Consider the following 17,540-nt stretch of genomic DNA (forward strand, 5'->3'; position numbering starts at 1 on the left):
TAACCATGGATATCGAAACGAAGGCCGCACGCGACACCGCTTCCCAAGGCTACACCGGACAGGCCGAAAGCTTCCCGATGCTGCTCGACACGGGCACGGAGCATCCGAAGACCAATATCCCCTTCATCGCCGTCATCGACGGCCGCCAGTTCAGTGGCCGCAGCCTGTCCCTGGTCTCGGCCTCCGTATCGGGCCTTGCCGGCCCCGAACTCGAAGCCAAGGAGCGCATCGCCGTCCTGCGTTTCGATTTCGACGGCTACACGATTTCGCTGCAGGTCAATGTTCGCATCAGCCGGACCCATGCCGAGACCGGTGAAGTGCGGCTCGACTTCCTCGAACCGACGGGCGAGCACCTGCCGACGCTGCGCTATCTTCTCAACAGCTACATCGCCGGTGACATCACCTCAGTCGACGGCATCATCAGCCTGCGGGAACGCGCAGCCGTCTCGGGCGGCAAGAAGCCCGGAACCCAGGCGGGTATCGGCAACATGGTCGGTCGCAGCCTGAAGACCGCCGCAACCGTGGCCGCCAGCCTCGCCCTTGCCGGGATCGCTGCCAATCTCGTCTATGAACGCGTCTTCTCGAAAGAGGTGAAGCAGCTCGCCGTGCTCTCCGCCGGCGGCCAACCGCTGCGGGCCATCGCCAGCGGCCAGATCTCCTACCTCGATCTCGGCGCCACCCGCGGCGAGGTTCTCTACACCCTGCAATCCGTGTCCGGCACCACGCTCAGCGTCAACATGCCCTGCGACTGCCGGATCCTTCCGACCCGCGCCGGCGAAGGCTCGACCGTGATGGCCGGCGATCCGATCGTCGAAGTTGTCGACGAGACCGCGACCCCGGTCGTTCAGGCCGTCGTCTCTGCCGAACAGGCCAAGCAGCTCGTCTCCGGCGATATCGCCGAACTCCGCTTCTCCGACGGCAAGGTCGTCTTCGGCAGCCTGTCGCGTGATGCGGAAGCACTGACGGCGATCGGCAACGAGGGAGAGATGCGCGCCCTGATTGAGCCGACCACCGAACTCGAGAGTGAGGCGACCGGCTCCCCCGTCTCCGTCCGCATCATCAGCCAACGCATCTTCGCCCTGCGCCAGAAGCTTGGCGAGTGGTTCAGGGAGGGCGCCGCAACCTGAAGTCCAGGCAGTTTATCCCGCGTAATCACTCCAACGGATTCACAGGAGCAGCCATGCAAGACGTCCACCCCCTCATCCTCTGCGGAGGCATCGGCACTCGGCTTTGGCCACTGTCGCGCACGGAACACCCCAAGCAGTTCCAGCGCATCGACGGAAGCTCGGAGACCACATTCTTCCACGCCACCGTGGAGCGCCATCGCGCTCCGGGCTTCGCCGATCCGATCGTCGCCGTCAGCAGCGCCCACGTCGCAACCGTTCTGCATCAACTGAGCGACATCAAGTGCCCGGCGCGGGTTCTGGCAGAACCGATCTCCAGAAACACCGGCCCAGCCGTGCTCGCCGCTGCGCTGACGCTGGCGAAGACCGATCCGGCCTCGCTCATCTGCGTCATCCCCTCCGACCATGTCGTGAAGGGCGATCTTCCCGCCAATGTGCTGGCTGCCCGCAAGGCGGCTGAACAGGGCCACATCGTTCTCTTCGGCGTTCCGCCGGAATATCCCGAGACCGGTTATGGCTATATTGTCGACGGTGGCGCGCTCGATGGCCTGACCTGCGCTCGCAAGGTCTCGAGCTTCATTGAAAAGCCGCCCGTCGAAGTGGCAACGGCCCTTATCGAGGCCGGTGGCGCGTACTGGGCATCCGGCCTTAGCCTCTTCCGCGCCGATGTCCTGATCGCGGAATTTAAGCGCCTCGACCCGAAGACCTTCGACGCGGTCACCAAGGCCCTCGATCACGGTTTCGAAACCGAGCACGCCTTCTACCTGAATGCCGAGGCCCTGCAGCCGGCGGCCAATCTGCCGACGGAATCCATCGTCTTCGAACACTCGCCACGTACGGTCATTGCCCCCCTCCTCGTCGCATGGAGCGATGTCGGCGCGTGGAATGCCCTGCACCACATCGCCGAGAAGGACGAGGACGGCAACGTCCTGAGCGGCGACGTCATCAGCATCGACACCCGCAACTCCTATGTCCGCGCCTCCGGCAAACTGATCGCCGTCGTCGGCATGGATGACGTGGTCGTCGTCGACACGGACGATGCGCTGCTGATCACGACTCGCGACCAGGCCCAGCAGGTCAAGCAGATCGTCAAGAAGCTGGAGAGCATCAAGCGCCGCGAACTTGCCCAGCACATGCGCAACCAGATGGCCTGGGGCGAGGTGCGCCGCGTCCAGAGCGGTCCGGGTTACGAACTGCGGATGATGACGCTCCGGCCCGGCACCATGCTGCCGATTGCCGAGGACACGGCGTCCCATCGAATGGTGACGGTGACCTCCGGGGCCGGCCTCCTGAAAACCGGAGCCGTCACCCGGCCGCTTCGGATCGGTGACAATTTCGAGGTCCCGGCGGGCGAAACGGCAGCCATCTATTGCGGTCCCGAAAACGAGATGCAACTGGTCGAGGTCGTCTGCGAAGTCGTCATCGAGAAAGCCGATGCCATCGCCACCCTGCAACTCGTGCACAGCTGAGGAATGGTGATGCGCAAGGGCCTCCCCCTCCTTCTGGCACTCCTTCTCGCGTCGACAGCTCCCGGCCTTCGTGCCGAGAGCCTAGACCGGGCGGAACTGGCCAGGTTGACCCGGACCGTGGCCGAGATCGGAACGCGGCTCGAAGCTGTCGATACCCGCAAGGATGATGCCCGCGCACTCCTGACCGGTCGCCTGGCGATGATCGACAGGACCGAGGCCGCCCCGCGCCCTGCCCTCGACCGTCTGACGACTGTCGGCAAACTCCAGACTGTGCCGATCGATTTCATGCTGGCCCAGCTGCGCCTGCAGACCGCGCGGCAGTTCGATGCGGAGATCGAGAAAGCGCTCGTCAACCGCGCAGCCCCAGCCCTCTTCGTCCGCGGCGGTTCCATGACGCTCGATCAGGTCGCAGCCGAGGCGGACAAGCTCTATCCCGGCGCTTTGGAGCGGAGGGGCAAGACCATCCTCTCCCGCTGGCCGATCGTCATCTGGTCGGACTCGGCACTCGTCATCGAGCCTGGGCAATCGCTTGAACTCTCGACAATCGATGGCGCCTTCCTGCTCAATTCCGGTCTGCTCACTGTGGATCAGGGCGAACTGAAAGCCTCCGAGGGTGAGAACCCCGGACTGAAGGGCTTTCGGCCCTTTGTCGCAACGGCAATGACCGGCGCATTCCAGGCGACGGGCGCGCGCTTTAGCCGTCTCGGCTATGCTGATGCCGGCTCGACCAGTGGGCTTTCGATCCTCGGGGCGGCGCTGTTCCCCTCCAAAATCGGCTCGCATATCGTCGACAGCAGCTTCGACAACGTCTCCGGCGTCAATCTGGAAAACATCCATCGTGTGACTGTCGCCGGCAACCGCTTCTCGGGTGGCACGGGCCCGGCGGTCGCCATCAAGGGCGTCACCGGCGCCGATATCAGCGACAACGTCATCACGGGCACGACCGAAACCCAGGCGATCGATATCCAGAACACGAGTTCGTCCATCCGGGTCGCCGGCAATATCCTGCTCGGCAACCGCGGCAGCGGCATCTTCATTGCCAACGACGCCCGCGATGTGACGGTCACGGGCAATCTGATGTCCGGCAACGGCCGCGGCGGAGTCTCCGTCGTGCGTAGCAGCTGCGTGGCGATTTCGGAGAACCTCGTGCTGTCCAACAGCCAGGTCGGGATCAAGCTGCGCACGAGCAACGGGCTCTTCCTCTCGCACAATGATCTCATCGCAAATGCCGGTGCAGGCATCTCGATCATCGACCAGGAGGCGGAGGCCCACGTCACCATCGACGGCAATGCTTTCTCGGCCAACAAGTCCGGGATCCATGGCGGAGCGGCGAGCGAAGTGTCGCTTCTCGCCAACGACTTTGCCGGCCAGTCGCCGATCCTACTCGACGGCGAATTCGCCCCTTACGTGCCGCAGTTGCTGCAGACCTCCGCCTCGCAGGGAGCATCGGCGGCTGCACTCACCATTCACGCCAACACGTCGTCTGCCGCTCCGGTGGACTGCAAGACCGGGAGCTGACCATGGTCTTTTCGTCAGAGACTTTCCTGTTTCTCTTCCTGCCCCTTTTCCTGGTCGCCTACTACCTGACGCCAGACCGGCTGAAGTCGTGGACCATCCTGATCGGCTCTTACATCTTCTATTGCTGGTGGCGGCCGGACTTCCTTATTCTGTTCGTCGGAGTGACCGCCTGGGCCTATGGCTGCGGCCTGCTCATCGAGCGGTGGGAAGGACAGGCTCGCGCCAAGATCCCGCTCGTACTCGGCGTCGTCGGCTGCCTGTCCGTGCTCGGCGTGTTCAAGTATCTGAACTTCTTCATCGACAGCTTTGCGGCTTTGCTCGGCACGACACCCGATGAGCTGGGCGTACACTGGCGCCTGATCCTGCCGATCGGCATCTCCTTCTACGTCTTCCAGGCCGTCGGTTATGTCATCGACGTCTACCGCAAGGATACGCCTGCCACCCGCAACTTCGTCGACTTCGCCGCCTTCATCGCGCTTTTCCCGCAGCTGATCGCCGGCCCTATCCTGCGCTTCAAGGATCTGGCCGACCAGTTCCATGAGCGCACCCACAGCCTCGCACTGTTTTCGACCGGGCTCGGCATCTTCACGATCGGCCTTGCGAAGAAAGTGCTGCTGGCGGACTCGATCGCCCCGGTCGCGGATGCCGCCTTCGCATCAGGCAACATCACCTTCGTCGAAGGCTGGCTCGGCGCCGCCGCATACACCCTGCAGCTCTATTTCGACTTCTCCGGCTATTCCGACATGGCCATCGGGCTTGGCCTGATGATGGGCTTCAAGTTCATCCGCAACTTCGACACGCCCTATGTCAGCGCCTCGATCACCGAATTCTGGCAGCGTTGGCACATCAGCCTGTCGACCTGGCTGCGCGACTATCTCTACATCCCGCTCGGCGGCAACCGCAAAGGCCCGCTGCGCACCTATCTCAACCTCTTCCTGGTCATGCTGCTCGGCGGCCTCTGGCACGGTGCCGCCTGGACCTTCGTCCTCTGGGGCGCGTGGCACGGGGCTTGGTTGGCGGTCGAGCGCTACACGGGTTATGCCCGCGCCGGTCTCAGCAAGGCAGTCACGGTTCCCGCAACGCTGCTGCTCGTCGTCATCGGCTGGGTCATGTTCCGCGCCACGAGCGTTGGTGAAGCCTTCTCGGTCTATGCCGGCATGCTTGGCCTGAACGGCATGGCGCCGAGCCTGGAATTCCTGGCAAGCGTCAACCAGGAGCACCTCGTCTTCATCCTGCTCGCCATCGTCGCTGTTGTCCTCGAGCCGCGCTTCAAACACATGACCGATCCGGATCGTGTGCCGCTCGCCGGCGCACCGCGGGTGGCGCCAGACGGCACGCTCATCGCGTCACCGTCGATCGCTTACCCGCTCGCCATGACAGCCCTGCTCGCCGTGACGATTGCCCGGCTCGCCGAGCAGTCCGCCTCACCCTTCCTCTACTTCCAGTTCTGACAGGAGCAATCCCATGCCCAGTCTGCGCCAGTACACATCCCTGCTGCTGTTACCGACCACCTTCTTCGGTTATGCGCTTTATGCGAATTCTGCCCTGCTGATGAATGCGGCCTCCCCTGAAGCGCAAGCCTCCGAGGCGAAGGATCTGTCGCTCTCCTATGTCATCGATGGGGAAGCAACCCGCGACCTCGACACGCTCTACAAGAACGAGCTTCCGCACCGCGCCGCATCCGTCGGCCTCTTTGGAAACGCCCGCTATGCGCTCCTCGGCGCTGGCCGAAAGGGTGTGATCGTCGGTGAAGATGGTTGGTTCTTCTCGGCTGAAGAGTTCAAAAACGTCTCGAGGGCGGATATCGATGCCGCCGTCGATCGGATTGCCGACGTCCAGCGTGATCTCGACGCCCGGGGCATAAGGCTGGTGCTGGCTCCGCTTCCGGCAAAGTCGGACATCTATTCGGAAGAGGTCCCCTCACTAGTTCGCGGCCCTGCCATGGCCGAAACCTACAACGCCTTCGCCGCAGCTCTGAAGGACAAAGGCATCGTCACGGCGGATACGCGTCAGGCACTCCTTGCCGCGAAGCCCTTCGGCGAAGTCTTCCTCAAGTCCGACACACACTGGTCTCCATCAGGGGCAAAGGCGACGGCGGAAGCCGTCCAGACCAGTCTCCAGGTGGCCGGCATCGCGCTGCCGTCCGAGAGCGTGACAGCACAATGGCAGACGCCGGTTTCACTCTGGGGGGACCTGACCAAGTTTGTCACCTCCCCCGATTATGCCCCAACCGTCGGACTGACACAGGAAAGCGTGCCGATCTATCGCACGACCGTAAACGCCGCCGCTGAAGGCGCCGATATCTTCGGCGACGATACGGCAGTCCCGGTCATGCTGGTGGGCACCAGCTACAGCGCCAACGAGAACTGGTCCTTCGCCGACTTCCTGCGCCAGTCGCTCCGAGCCGATGTCGTGAACGTGGCGAAAGAGGGCCTCGGGCCGGGCGTACCGATGATGGACCTGCTCGCAGGCGTCGCCCTCGACGAGACCACGCCAACCGTCGTCGTCTGGGAATTCCCCATCCGCTATCTCGGCACCAAGACGCTGTGGCAGCGCGACGGTGATGCCAAGGCAGGAGGCGGCAATGTCTGATCGCCTCGTCCGCCTGTGCTGCGCCACCATGCTGACATTGCCGCTGCTGGGCCTCACACCCGCTCATGCGGCGGTGAAGCCCTTCTTTCCGCGCAATCCGCCGGAAACCGTCGAGCCGGCCAAACCGGCAAAGCGTAAGACCATGGGACCCGCTTCGCATCTGCCGATCGCTTTGCAGGAAGCGCGCAAGCGCCTGCTCGCCGGCAAGCGCGTCTCCTATGGCGAGCTTCAGGCGCTCGCCGATGCCAAGGACGGGATCGGCGCCTTCAAGCTTGCCGAGCGCATTCAGAAACAGGGTGATCCGAAGCTCGCGACCGATGCACTCCACTATTTCGCGATCGCTGCCTATGAGGACCGCGGCTACGCCGTCGGCCGCATGATGGAGATCCTCGGCAATGACAGCCTTGAGCTCTCGCCATCGCATCTGAAGAGCGCCGAAGCGGCCCTCCGGCTGCAGGCCCGCAAGGGGAACGACAAAGCGGTCGAGGGTCTGATCCGGCTCTACAGCGAGGGCCGGCGCTTCGGTGACAAGCGGGACGAGCTGGAAGCCCTGCTCGCCTCCGGTATCGGCAAGAAGAACGGCGACACAGCCTTCAAGCTCGCCGTGCTTCTGCTGTCCGATCAAGACCGCACGCCCGAGCAGACTGAACAGGCAACCCGGTTCCTCGCCATCGCCGAGGAGAGCGGCAGCATCGGCATGAAGGCAGCCGCGACCAATATCCTGGCGCAGCTCCAGACCAAGTCCAGTGAAACAACCGCGGAGGTTCAGCAATGACCCGAGTTCGCCATACACGCATTCTCGCCGGCACGGCACTTGCCGCCATTCTGATGGCGGCCGGCAACCAGGCCCGGGCCGAAACCGCAGGCGGCGAGGCGCCCTCCTCCTATGGCTGCAGCAGCCTCGAGGAGATCGCCGAACTGCAGATGATCGAAGGCAAGGACGGAATGTTCTTCCGTATCCTCGCCGACCTTCGTCTGCAGCATGCATTCACGGACCAGACCGTCGACCATCTGGCGACCATGGCCAAGGCGCTAGAGAAGAACGGTACGACGCTGATCTACGTGCCGCTTCCCACCAAGTCGCAAGTTCTGCCGGAACTCGTGCCTGCCCGCGCCTCGCTCTACGGCTTCGATGCCGGCATCGCGACCGAGATTTACGACGATGTGGTCCGCCGCCTCAACCAGAGGGGCGTGACAGCCGTCGATATCGCGACGCCGATGCGCGAAAACAATCGCAACTCCTTCGGCGAACACTCCTTTTTCCAGGCCGACTTCCACTGGACGGCGCACGGTGCGGACGTTGCCGCAAAAGCAATCGCCGACCGCGTGAAGACGCTACCCGCTTACCAGGATGTCGAACCCGTCCGCTTCGACATGAAGGAAGTCCCGCCGCCGCAGGAATTCTCCAGCATGCGCGAGCTTCTGCAGAAGCACTGCGTCAACCATGTCCCGAAGGTCACCGCCCACACCTATGAGGCAGTGCGCAGCGAAGACGAGACAGCCGAGTCCGGATCCATGGACATTTTCGGCAGCGGAGACCAGGCGACGATCGCCCTCATCGGAACCAGTTACTCCGACAAGCCGATCAGCAATTTCGCCGGCTATATCGAGCATTGGACAGGCGTGCCCCTCGACAACTACTCGATCTCCGGCGGCAACCAGTTCGGCTCGATCCTCTCCTACATCACGTCGCGCGAATTCCAGGAGCAACGCCCGCGCTTCCTGATCTGGGAAAACCCGATCTACAACAATCTCGGTCAATACGGAGACGCCCCCTGGGCCGAGATCGTGGCGGCATCGCTTGGCGAATGCAGCCCGGCTATGGCTGCGACCGCGAGCGGCGAAAATGCGGTTGAAGCCGATCTCTCGACGATCAAGCTCACCCGCGATGATGTCATCCTCGCCGACATCGGCAGCGACACCAGCCGCAAGGCCATCTTCACCCTGACGGGCGCCGACGGAACCGTTCGCACCCGCTCCATCGAGCGCGGCGACCGCCTGCGCTCGACCGGCCGCTACTTCTTCTCGCTCGGCGGCTTCCCCGATGGCTCGATCGATAAGGTGGCCGTCAGCTTTGACGCGCCTGTCGACGACACCACCACCCTTTCCATCTGCAAATCCAAAACTGGAGAACAGTCATGATGACCATCAACCCGATCCGTATCGCCACCATCTCGCTTGCGGCTGCTCTTGCCCTGTCTACAAATGTCCGGGCCGATGACGGTGGCCTCTATGAAAAGCCACTGGATCCGAACTCGGCCTTTGTCCGCGTCATCGCTCCGGGGGCGACCAGCGCCTCCGTTCAGAACAGTGCCTTCAACAAGCTGAACGACGGCGTCTCGCCTTACGTGGCGGTAGCACCGGGTGACATTCCGGTCTCCTCCTCGTTGGGTCAGAGCAGCGTCAAGGCAAGCGCCGGCAAGTTCTACTCGGTGGTCGTCACCAAGGACGGTGCAACGACGGTCGAAGACGACATGACCAAGAACCCGTCCAAGGCGACGCTGTCGCTCTACAATCTGACCGGAAAGGCCGCGATCGACCTCTTCGTGCCGCAGGCTGGCGCAGAAGCCGTCTCGGACGTCGACAGCGGCGGCTCCAAGTCGGTCGCGCTGCGGGCGCCGCTCGCCGTCGATCTCGTCGTCCGCGAAGGCGACAAGGATCTCGCCAAGCTCGACAAGGTCGAATTCAAGCGCCTTGCCGGTGTGACCATCGTGGTGACCGGAGAAGGCGACCAGGTCGACGCCGTCGCCGTTCCCAGCACCATTGCCCGCTAAATCACAGAGAGTTCCGGAGGTTTATCATGACGATTGCAAGAATGGCGAAGTCGCTGCTGATGGCAGGCGTGATGACGATGGCCGCCGGAACACCCGGGCGAACAGCCGCGATAGACGTCCGGTTCGCGCCACCGGACGTCGAACTGCCGAAGACGGCAGTCTGCACCCCGCGGGTCCGCGACGAGGACATGATCGCCGAATGGACCGCGTGGAATAAAAAGGCCCTGCCCAAGCGTGCAACATTTGCCATCACCCGTGACATGAACCGCATGCGGGATCTCGATGCCCGTCGCTTCGAGCCGATCATCACCCGCATCCAGGAACTGATGCCGACGGTGAAGAAGGGCTACGACCAGACGGATGCCCTGTTCGACACGGTCAAGTTGATGCTGGCCAAGGGCGAGGCGGATAAGGTTCGCGCGGACGGCCTTGTTCAGAAACTGCTCGACATCGGCGGACATCCTGCAGGCTCGCTGAACACGCTCGCCGACTACCTGATCGCCGGTGAAGGCATCGACCAGGACAGAGAGGCGGGCCTGAAGCTCAAGGTCCAGGCTGCCTATGGCGGCAATGCCGATGCCATTCTCGATCTCGCGCGGCTTACCGAAGACGGCGAGAGTGTCGACGGTTGGGCAATCGAACCGGAGCTTGCGGTCAACATGGCCTTCGGCTCCCTGGTCGGCGTGCTCGACGAAGGCATCTGCGACCGCATCAGCCGTGTCGCGCGCGAATATGATGATGGCGAAGTCGTCGTGAAGGATCCGGATCTGAGCCAGGCCTGGTACCGCTTTGCCGCCGATCTGGGCGACACGGCTGCCGCCTGGGAAGTCGCCGAGCTCAATCTGCTCAGTGAAAAAGTGGTCAAGGACAACGATGTCCTCCTGAAATACCTGAAGAAGGCCGCCGACGGCGGCAACATGGCCGCCATCCTCGAAATGGGACGTCTCTATGCCGAAGGTGCGCTGGTGCCGCAGGACAAGGAAAAGGCCTTTGCCTACTTCAAGCAGGCAGAAGCAGCGGGCAACCAGGCGGGCGTTATCAAGCAGGCGCAGCTCCTTGAGCAAACCAAGGACACATCGCCGGCCGATGCGGCAGCCTATGAAGACCTGCTTCGCCGCCTGATCGCCCGCAACGATCCGCCGCCATGGGCACTCACCCGTCTCGCCCGCGTCATCCAGGCCCGCGACGGTCTCTGGAAATCAGCGGCCGAAGTGAAACCGCTGCTCGAAGAAGCCGTGCGACGTGGCGATATCGAGGGCGGTATCGATCTCGCCGAACTCCTGATGCGCGAAGACCTCTCGCCCAAGACCATCGCCCGCTCCACCGACCTTCTCTCGGGCGCCATCCACATCAACGGCGAGATCAACGCGATCGCCAAGCTCCAGCGCGTCTACCTCTGCGTCGATCCCACGGGACCTGACCTTTCAGCGGCAGACTACTGGTCGAACGTCGAAGCCGGCGCCGGCAACAAGACACTCGATCTCGCGCCCGAACAGATCGACCAATTGCCCGCGCTTAAGGATCCGATGGTGATCGCCGCGATCCAGACCCAGGCACTCTATGGTCGCGCCAGCGCACTGGCGCTGTATCAGCGCTATCTGAAGGGCGCAGGCTATTCCGACCAGGTTCTGCGCTTCTGGGCCGAGCGTGCCGAAATTCGGCGCGGCGCGACGGTTGAAGCCGCTCTGCTGGAGTTCAAGCAGAACCTCGAAAAGGGTCGCATCAACGACGCCAAGCGCAGCATCCAGATGACCGGCGAAGGTATGACTGTCGATGCCGGCCTGAGCTTTGCCCGCTTCCTCGTCAACAACTACGCGACTGATCCGGAGAGCGTGGCACTGGCCAAGGAAATCCTGCACCCGCTCGCCGCAAGTGGCGCCGGGCGCGCGGTGCGCCTCCTCCAGGAGCTCGAAGGCCCGGACATGGATCCCTTGTCCTCGCCCCTCATTCGTTTCGGCGAGGTGATGCGCGATCGCGGCGACATGTCGGCCCAATTGCTGTTGGCCGAAAACGCAGCCTCCGAGGAAGACAAGCTTCGCCTCTACCATCAGGCCATCAGCACCCAGCGTTGCGACTACGATGACACAATGGCGCTTGCGGAATTCGCCATCAGACATCAGCGGGAGGATGCCAAGCGCTGGCTGTCGATCGCCGAGCACATTGCCGGCGATGATGCCTGGAGGAAGGTGAAGATCGCCGATGTCTACATGGCCTTCAATCGCTCGGACATGCAGCAGCGCGCGCTCGGGCTTTATCAGGAGGCGCGGCTCGGCGGCGAACCTGCCGCTTACTATCGCCTCGTCAAGCACTACGCCAACGATGCCGGCGAGAGCTACGATCCGAAGCAGGCGAGCGACATCTTCGTCGATCTCGTTGAGAGCTCCGATCTGCAGTCTGTGCCTGAAAAACTCCTCATGCTGGCCAACATGAAGCCGGAAATCCGGCGTCAGGTGTCACAGCGCGTCGATGTGCGCGGCCTTTACCAGAAGTCCGCGGAGGCCGGGCAGCCCGTCGCCATGCGGGAAGTGGCCAAGCTGATGCGCGACGACGCCAAGGACAGCAAATCGATCCTCGCCTCCTTCACCTGGCTGAAGAAGGCGGCGGAAGCCGGCGACGGCGAGGCCATGTTCCTCCTGTCGCAATCCTACGCCTACGGACTGGGCACCCGCCCGGCACTCGACGCCGCACAAACCTGGATGGTGAAAGCCGCAGAAGCCGGATACCCAGAAGCCGCCCAGGTCCTGAAGCTCAACAACGCAGGAACGGAGGGCTAATCAATGGCCGATCTCAAAAGATGGACACTGAACCGCCACATCGCAGTCTCGCTGCTCGCCATAACCGCAGCCACGGCGATGATACCGAAAGCAGAAGCAGCCGAGGAGACCTGCTTCAAGACACCGACACCGGTGATGAGCCTGGGCTTCGGCAGCCGCTATGAAGCCGCATCGAAGACGAGGTCCGACATTGACGAGGATTCGGACGCCGCCGTCACCAAGGCATTGAAGCCTATCGACCAGTTTATCCAGAACCTCGCCAAGGTCGTGTCGAAGGCGGAAACCGAAAAGGACGTCGCGACCCGCAGGCAGTATCAGCGCTGCGTGGTGGATTCCATCTATGCCTGGGCGAAGGCCGACGCGCTCAACGACATGCGCACCTTCAATGCCAAACTCTCGATCCCGGCCCGCATCGGCGGGCTCGCCATCCTCTTCGCCGAAAGCCGCGACCAGGTGCCCGGTCTGCACGACCGGGAACGCATCGTCGAGAAATGGCTGCAAAAGCGTGGCCAGGAGATCGTCTACTTCTTCGAAAACGAGGCCACCAAGGGAGCAGCCCGCAACAACCTGCGCGCCTGGGCGAGCCTGGCCGTGGGCGAGGTGGGCGTGCTCAATCGCGATCGCGGCATGATCGAATGGGCGATCCTCAGCAACAACACGATGATCGTCAACGCGTCACCTGATGGCAGCCTGCCGCTTGAGATGAACCGTCAGCGCTATGCTCTGCATTATCAGCTGCATGCCATGGCGCCGCTGGTCACGTCGGTCGCGCGGATCTGCGATGCCGGTTACGGAAAGGGCGGCGCAGACTTGGGGAAGCTCCAGACCATGGCCCGGTTCTCGGTGGCAGCCGTGAAAGATCCGAAGATTGTCCAGAAGATCAACGGCAAGAGCCAGACCGTGAAGCCAGGCCTGAAGAACAACCTATCGGCCATAGCCTGGCTTGAGCCCTATGTGGCCTTGAGCAACGATCTTGAGATGAAGGCGGAATTCGAAGCGCTGCGTCCGATGTCGAACACCAAGCTTGGCGGCAATCTGACCAAGCTCTATGACGGCCGAAGGGTCAGCTGCACGATTTCGGCACAGAACTGATACGTCTCAGTCGGACGATAGACGGATGCGATGAGGGATCAGGGGCTGCTCGACGCGGGCAGTGCCTGCCCGGCTGTCATCCGGACAGCGGTCGATGTTCCAATCCTGGACTTCGAGCTGGACTAGCGACTTCACGGCATCTAGCGACAACTCGCGCCCATGGGTGCCAGCAAGCGCGTCGCTGAGACGGCCCAGCAGGTCTTCGGTCAGGTTGTTCGGGGACTGCGTCACCTCGGTGCTCCTCTGACGACATCCTGCTACAAAGATGGGAACTGGGGAAGTCGTTCGCCACTCAAGCTGGGCTCAAACACTTAAAAAAGTCGCAATTCTCCGTGAGCTCGCCCCGGTGGCACAACTCTTTCGCGAGCCATGGCAAACAAAGTGTGACGATATCAGGATCGCAGAATGATGGGGCAGAGAGGCTGAGCCACCCTGCCCGACCGACATTCTTGATCAGGCCGCCATGCCCCATGCGGACGGATCGTCCTCGCCGAACATGCGCTCGAGGCTGAGGAAGCAGATCATGCTCTTGTCATGCGCGATGATGCCGTCGGAGAAGGCGGCACTCGGGCCGGTCGCGGCCGGAAGCGGCTGCAGCGTGCTGCCAGCGACGGTCAGGATATCCGAAACACCATCGACGAGAAGGCCAACCGTCATGCCGTTGACTTCGGTAACGACCACGGCGCTGCGTTCTGTCGCCTGTGCGGCCGGCATGCCGAGCTTGACGGCGAGATCGACGATCGGAATGACCGTGCCGCGCAGGTTCATCACGCCGAGGACTTCGTAGGGCGAATGCGGAATCGGCGTCACAGGGGCCCAACCACGGATTTCGCGGATGGATGTTGTCTTCACACAGAATTCCTGATGATGAAGCCGAAAGGCGATGATTTCGAGGGCATCAGCGGCATTCGACGTCGTATTCATCTGCAATTCCTCCTGCTGCAAGCCCGTGCCTGCTGGCACTTTGTCACGATGTTGATCGACCGGGCATCCCGGCGCGCAGAAACTGATTCTGCAATCTGTGAGCAATTTAGACCACCAGTAATTAAAGAATATCTAAATCAGAGCGGAGAATGCGCTGCTCCCTGTCGAGGCGTCCACAGTCAGGCAGCCAGCGTTCGGAAATGGGCCATCTGGCCAGCAGTCCACCAACGAAACTCGGTCAGCAACCGGTCATCCACATCGCCGATCTTTCCGCCGTGCAGCGTCAGCAGGCCGCGTTTCGTAGCAAGAGCAAGAACATTGCCCACGTGTTGGCGTGAGACCTGAAACCGCTGCGAAAGTGCATCATAGGTGAGAGCGAGATCCCACGCCTCCCCAGCCTGCCGGGCCAGGTGAGCGCCCATGACCGCGCACAGCATCAGGTAGCCGCTGTCGCGGCCGGTGAATTCGACGACCGTCTCGAATGGTGCAAACAGCACATCCTTCGACTGGAAAGCCTCTGTCGATCTGGCGATCAGCCTGGAAAGACGAGCCGTGTCGGCACTCAAGGCCTCGAACAGCGTGTGATGCTCCAGCATGGCCTGCGACGCGAGAAAGGCGAGAGGCGAGCGGGCAATTTCAAGCACGAGTGACGGGGTGGGCACCAGTCGGATTTCGCGCCTGTCCCGAGCATTCTGATGGGCGACGACATACCCTCCGGCCCTCAATCCCGCGATGAGGTCGCTGACCTGACGAGAGCTGCCGGGAACCATTGTCTGCAACAAAGTCATGGTCGGCGCGGGACCGGTGCCATCTTCAAAACGCGCAGCAAGCCCGATCAGCATGTAGCAGGTGATGTAGCGCATCTTCTGGGCGAAGATCTTGTTGGAAGGCCATCGGAAAGCGCTCGGCTCGACCATTCTTCGGCAATAGGCGAGCATAGCCCCGTCAAAGGCCGGATTGGCGAGCAGGGCGCTCGCCATCAGCCAGACGGGTTCCCCGATGTGCTGCTCGATGCCGGGATGAACGGTCGGCAGCCGATCCCGGTCAAGGTCGCCACGCAGTTGATCCATGAGCACACTCCAAACGAGAGATGCCCATTCAAGGCCATTTCACCAGTCGCGTCGATTGGCAAATCTTGTAGTCGTCTCTAATGGAGGAGCGCCTGATCCTGGCGGGAGCCAGACACGGCAACCTCAGGGAGCGCGCTTCGCCATGTCATAGACGGCGGCGCAGCGCTGGCCAGATGCGCAGTAGGCGAGAATGGGGCCGGTCTGTTTTCCGAGAATGCTCTTGAGCTTTTCCGCCTGATCTAGTGGCATGGAGCCTGGGACGACCGGCAGATAATGCGCCTCCAGTCCGGCTTCCTGCGCAGCATGGGCCACCTCGTCAAACGACGGCTGCCGGAAACCTTCGTTGTCAGGTCGCATGCAGATGACGGTCTTGAAGCCCAGGCCCGCGATCTCATTCAGCTGCGATGGACTGATCTGCCCGGTCACATGAAAACTCGGATCGATACTGCGGATGCTCATTGACGGCTCCTTTGCCGGCTGAATGCCCATGACGGCGAGACTTTAGAGATAGTGTTTTTTATATATTTGTAGAGCCAGCTCTTGAGTCAACCCTTGCCAACCTTCTTTTCTAAGATATATTCGTATCTATGAAGATTGATCCTGAGCAGATGAAAGCTGGCGCTGACATGGCCAGCGAACTCCTGAAGTCGCTATCCAACCGATATCGACTGCTGATCCTGTGCCGGCTTGCCGATGGCGAGCATTCGGTCGGTCAACTGGCCGAATTTCTGGGCATTCGCGACAGCACCGTCTCCCAGCATCTGGCGCTTCTGAGGCGCGAAAAGATCATCGCCGGTCGGCGGGACGGACAGACGATCTGGTACCGGATCGAGAGCGAACCGGCACGCGCCGTGATCGGCACTCTCTACAATAGTTTCTGCAAAACGGACGATTGCGCCGTCTGAAGGCATTGGCCTTGGCGTAAACAACCACACCGACTGCAACTTGACATCCGTTCACCCAATATATACGTACTGTCGTAGATATGTATCTTAAGGGAGAAAATTATGTCGATTGAACGCGCCGTTCTGGCCTTTGCCGGCATCATGGTTCTGGGTTCTCTGCTGCTGACCCACTTTGTTCATCCAGGCTTCGTCTGGTTCACCGCTTTCATCGGCGTGAACATGCTACAGTCCGCCTTCACCGGCTTTTGTCCGGCCGCCATGATTTTCCGCAAGCTGGGCCTTCGCCCCGGCACCGCATTCTAAGGATCCGATCATGCAAAATACCGCCTTCATCGCTCTCTTCGCCGCCGTGACGGCAGCAGGACTGACAGCCGCGCAAGCGGCGGATCTCAAGCTTGAGACCGTGAGCATACCTGAGATGAAGGCGGTCTATGGCCAGATCCAGCCGCGCAACAGCGTCCTTGCGCGCGCAAGGCTTGGCGGCACGGTCGTGAAGCTGAATGTCACCGAAGGCGACCTCGTCAAGGCCGGCGACGTGATCGCCGATATCAAGGACGACAAGATCGACTTCCAGATCAAGGCGGTCGACGCGCAGCTTCAGGGTCTGAACGCATCGATGAACGATGCACAGGTCGAACTCGACCGTGCGGACAGACTGGTCCGCAGCGGTGCCACCAGCACTCAGCGCCTCGACCAGTTGAGAACCCAGCTCGACGTCATCACCAATCAGGTCCGCCAGGCCGAAGCCCAGCGCTCCCTGCTCGTGCAGCAGACCTCGGAAGGAGCGGTTCTCGCCCCCTCCGATGGCCGCGTCATCTCGGTTCCGGTGACCAGCGACGCTGTCGTGATGGCCGGCGAGACCGTCGCCACCATCGCCGGTGGCGGCTTCTTCCTCCGGCTCGCGATCCCGGAACGCCATGCCCACGAACTATCCCAGGGCGCGCCGATCCGCATCGAGGCCGGCGGCGAAACACTCGAAGGCGAACTCGTGAAAATCTATCCGCAGATCGAAGGTGGCCGCGTCACCGCCGATGTCGAGGTCGAGGGTCTCGATACCGATTTCGTTGCAGCCCGCGTTCCGGTCGAACTGCCGGTCGGCGAGCGCCAGGCGCTGCTGGTGCCGACCGCGAGCCTCACCAACCGCGCAGGGATCGACTTCGTTGCAGTCCGTGAAGGCGAAACCATCGTGGAACGCGCCGTGGTCGCCGGTGAGACCATCGCCTTCGAGGGCGCCCCAAAAACCGAGATCCTGACCGGCCTTTCCGCCGGTGATGTCGTGGTGACGAAATGACAAACCC

17 protein-coding genes are annotated in these 17,540 nt (G+C 62.2%); 13 read left to right on the forward strand and 4 right to left on the reverse strand.

Annotated elements, in window-relative coordinates; all coding sequences use genetic code 11:
- The first annotated feature begins 5 nt into the window (after nt 1–5).
- The 10 genes from C0V73_RS03925 to C0V73_RS03970 are packed head-to-tail and all read left to right on the forward strand — an operon-like array spanning nt 6 to nt 13,343.
- Nucleotides 6–1,127, forward strand: coding sequence for an HlyD family efflux transporter periplasmic adaptor subunit (locus tag C0V73_RS03925; RefSeq protein WP_102018653.1), 1,122 nt, complete (start codon nt 6–8; stop codon nt 1,125–1,127).
- 53 nt (nt 1,128–1,180) lie between these two features.
- A complete protein-coding gene (locus tag C0V73_RS03930) occupies nt 1,181–2,593 on the forward strand; it encodes a sugar phosphate nucleotidyltransferase (RefSeq protein ID WP_102018654.1) in 1,413 nt (470 codons plus the stop codon).
- A 9-nt stretch (nt 2,594–2,602) separates the two neighbouring features.
- Complete coding sequence (locus tag C0V73_RS03935) at nt 2,603–4,111, forward strand: right-handed parallel beta-helix repeat-containing protein (protein ID WP_102018934.1); 1,509 nt, start codon at nt 2,603–2,605, stop codon at nt 4,109–4,111.
- A 2-nt stretch (nt 4,112–4,113) separates the two neighbouring features.
- Nucleotides 4,114–5,562 carry an MBOAT family protein gene (locus C0V73_RS03940; protein ID WP_102018655.1) on the forward strand — a complete coding sequence of 483 codons (1,449 nt, stop codon included), beginning with the start codon at nt 4,114–4,116 and terminating at the stop codon, nt 5,560–5,562.
- A 13-nt stretch (nt 5,563–5,575) separates the two neighbouring features.
- Entirely contained in the window at nt 5,576–6,703 is a 1,128-nt protein-coding gene (locus C0V73_RS03945) for an alginate O-acetyltransferase (RefSeq protein WP_102018656.1), read from the forward strand.
- On the forward strand, nt 6,696–7,478 hold the full coding sequence (locus C0V73_RS03950) for a hypothetical protein (protein ID WP_102018657.1): 783 nt from the start codon (nt 6,696–6,698) through the stop codon (nt 7,476–7,478). Before C0V73_RS03945 ends, C0V73_RS03950 begins: the two co-directional genes overlap by 8 nt.
- Entirely contained in the window at nt 7,475–8,845 is a 1,371-nt protein-coding gene (locus C0V73_RS03955; RefSeq protein ID WP_102018658.1) for an alginate biosynthesis protein, read from the forward strand. Before C0V73_RS03950 ends, C0V73_RS03955 begins: the two co-directional genes overlap by 4 nt.
- Nucleotides 8,842–9,477: an alginate O-acetyltransferase AlgF gene (locus C0V73_RS03960; protein ID WP_102018659.1), complete on the forward strand. Its 636-nt coding sequence runs from the start codon at nt 8,842–8,844 to the stop codon at nt 9,475–9,477. Before C0V73_RS03955 ends, C0V73_RS03960 begins: the two co-directional genes overlap by 4 nt.
- A 26-nt stretch (nt 9,478–9,503) precedes the next feature.
- Entirely contained in the window at nt 9,504–12,251 is a 2,748-nt protein-coding gene (locus C0V73_RS03965) for a tetratricopeptide repeat protein (protein WP_245407860.1), read from the forward strand.
- Between the two features lie 3 nt (nt 12,252–12,254).
- A complete protein-coding gene (locus tag C0V73_RS03970) occupies nt 12,255–13,343 on the forward strand; it encodes an alginate lyase family protein (RefSeq protein ID WP_102018660.1) in 1,089 nt (362 codons plus the stop codon).
- A gap of 6 nt (nt 13,344–13,349) precedes the next feature.
- On the opposite strand, the gene C0V73_RS03975 is transcribed toward C0V73_RS03970, so the two are convergent.
- The 4 genes from C0V73_RS03975 to C0V73_RS03990 all read right to left on the reverse strand — a co-directional run bounded on the left by C0V73_RS03975 (nt 13,350) and on the right by C0V73_RS03990 (nt 15,796).
- Nucleotides 13,350–13,574 (reverse strand): hypothetical protein, encoded by a 225-nt coding sequence (locus C0V73_RS03975; RefSeq protein WP_102018661.1) that lies wholly within the window; start codon nt 13,572–13,574, stop codon nt 13,350–13,352.
- Nucleotides 13,575–13,796: 222 nt separating this feature from the next.
- Entirely contained in the window at nt 13,797–14,267 is a 471-nt protein-coding gene (locus C0V73_RS03980; RefSeq protein ID WP_102018662.1) for a chemotaxis protein CheW, read from the reverse strand.
- 179 nt (nt 14,268–14,446) lie between these two features.
- A complete protein-coding gene (locus C0V73_RS03985) occupies nt 14,447–15,337 on the reverse strand; it encodes a MarR family transcriptional regulator (protein ID WP_102018663.1) in 891 nt (296 codons plus the stop codon).
- Between the two features lie 123 nt (nt 15,338–15,460).
- Nucleotides 15,461–15,796 carry a TIGR01244 family sulfur transferase gene (locus C0V73_RS03990; RefSeq protein WP_172449997.1) on the reverse strand — a complete coding sequence of 112 codons (336 nt, stop codon included), beginning with the start codon at nt 15,794–15,796 and terminating at the stop codon, nt 15,461–15,463.
- A gap of 128 nt (nt 15,797–15,924) precedes the next feature.
- Here C0V73_RS03990 and C0V73_RS03995 point away from each other — a divergent pair, with 128 nt between their 5' ends.
- The 3 genes from C0V73_RS03995 to C0V73_RS04005 all read left to right on the forward strand — a co-directional run bounded on the left by C0V73_RS03995 (nt 15,925) and on the right by C0V73_RS04005 (nt 17,533).
- On the forward strand, nt 15,925–16,242 hold the full coding sequence (locus C0V73_RS03995; protein WP_102018665.1) for a metalloregulator ArsR/SmtB family transcription factor: 318 nt from the start codon (nt 15,925–15,927) through the stop codon (nt 16,240–16,242).
- A gap of 102 nt (nt 16,243–16,344) precedes the next feature.
- Nucleotides 16,345–16,545 (forward strand): DUF2892 domain-containing protein, encoded by a 201-nt coding sequence (locus tag C0V73_RS04000; RefSeq protein WP_102018666.1) that lies wholly within the window; start codon nt 16,345–16,347, stop codon nt 16,543–16,545.
- Between the two features lie 10 nt (nt 16,546–16,555).
- A complete protein-coding gene (locus tag C0V73_RS04005) occupies nt 16,556–17,533 on the forward strand; it encodes an efflux RND transporter periplasmic adaptor subunit (protein ID WP_102018667.1) in 978 nt (325 codons plus the stop codon).
- The last annotated feature ends 7 nt before the right edge of the window (nt 17,534–17,540 follow it).

This window comes from Rhizobium sp. TH135, assembly GCF_002855515.1.
In the GTDB taxonomy this organism is placed as follows: Bacteria; Pseudomonadota; Alphaproteobacteria; order Rhizobiales; family Rhizobiaceae; genus Allorhizobium.

What these genes read in the sequence shown, in the direction of transcription:
- C0V73_RS03925 (WP_102018653.1), top strand. Translation starts at nt 6, where the DNA reads ATGGATATCGAAACGAAGGCCGCACGCGACACCGCTTCCCAAGGCTAC.
- C0V73_RS03930 (WP_102018654.1), top strand. Translation starts at nt 1,181, where the DNA reads ATGCAAGACGTCCACCCCCTCATCCTCTGCGGAGGCATCGGCACTCGG.
- C0V73_RS03935 (WP_102018934.1), top strand. Translation starts at nt 2,603, where the DNA reads ATGCGCAAGGGCCTCCCCCTCCTTCTGGCACTCCTTCTCGCGTCGACA.
- C0V73_RS03940 (WP_102018655.1), top strand. Translation starts at nt 4,114, where the DNA reads ATGGTCTTTTCGTCAGAGACTTTCCTGTTTCTCTTCCTGCCCCTTTTC.
- C0V73_RS03945 (WP_102018656.1), top strand. Translation starts at nt 5,576, where the DNA reads ATGCCCAGTCTGCGCCAGTACACATCCCTGCTGCTGTTACCGACCACC.
- C0V73_RS03950 (WP_102018657.1), top strand. Translation starts at nt 6,696, where the DNA reads ATGTCTGATCGCCTCGTCCGCCTGTGCTGCGCCACCATGCTGACATTG.
- C0V73_RS03955 (WP_102018658.1), top strand. Translation starts at nt 7,475, where the DNA reads ATGACCCGAGTTCGCCATACACGCATTCTCGCCGGCACGGCACTTGCC.
- C0V73_RS03960 (WP_102018659.1), top strand. Translation starts at nt 8,842, where the DNA reads ATGATGACCATCAACCCGATCCGTATCGCCACCATCTCGCTTGCGGCT.
- C0V73_RS03965 (WP_245407860.1), top strand. Translation starts at nt 9,504, where the DNA reads ATGACGATTGCAAGAATGGCGAAGTCGCTGCTGATGGCAGGCGTGATG.
- C0V73_RS03970 (WP_102018660.1), top strand. Translation starts at nt 12,255, where the DNA reads ATGGCCGATCTCAAAAGATGGACACTGAACCGCCACATCGCAGTCTCG.
- C0V73_RS03980 (WP_102018662.1), bottom strand. Translation starts at nt 14,267, where the DNA reads ATGAATACGACGTCGAATGCCGCTGATGCCCTCGAAATCATCGCCTTT.
- C0V73_RS03985 (WP_102018663.1), bottom strand. Translation starts at nt 15,337, where the DNA reads ATGGATCAACTGCGTGGCGACCTTGACCGGGATCGGCTGCCGACCGTT.
- C0V73_RS03990 (WP_172449997.1), bottom strand. Translation starts at nt 15,796, where the DNA reads ATGAGCATCCGCAGTATCGATCCGAGTTTTCATGTGACCGGGCAGATC.
- C0V73_RS03995 (WP_102018665.1), top strand. Translation starts at nt 15,925, where the DNA reads ATGAAGATTGATCCTGAGCAGATGAAAGCTGGCGCTGACATGGCCAGC.
- C0V73_RS04000 (WP_102018666.1), top strand. Translation starts at nt 16,345, where the DNA reads ATGTCGATTGAACGCGCCGTTCTGGCCTTTGCCGGCATCATGGTTCTG.
- C0V73_RS04005 (WP_102018667.1), top strand. Translation starts at nt 16,556, where the DNA reads ATGCAAAATACCGCCTTCATCGCTCTCTTCGCCGCCGTGACGGCAGCA.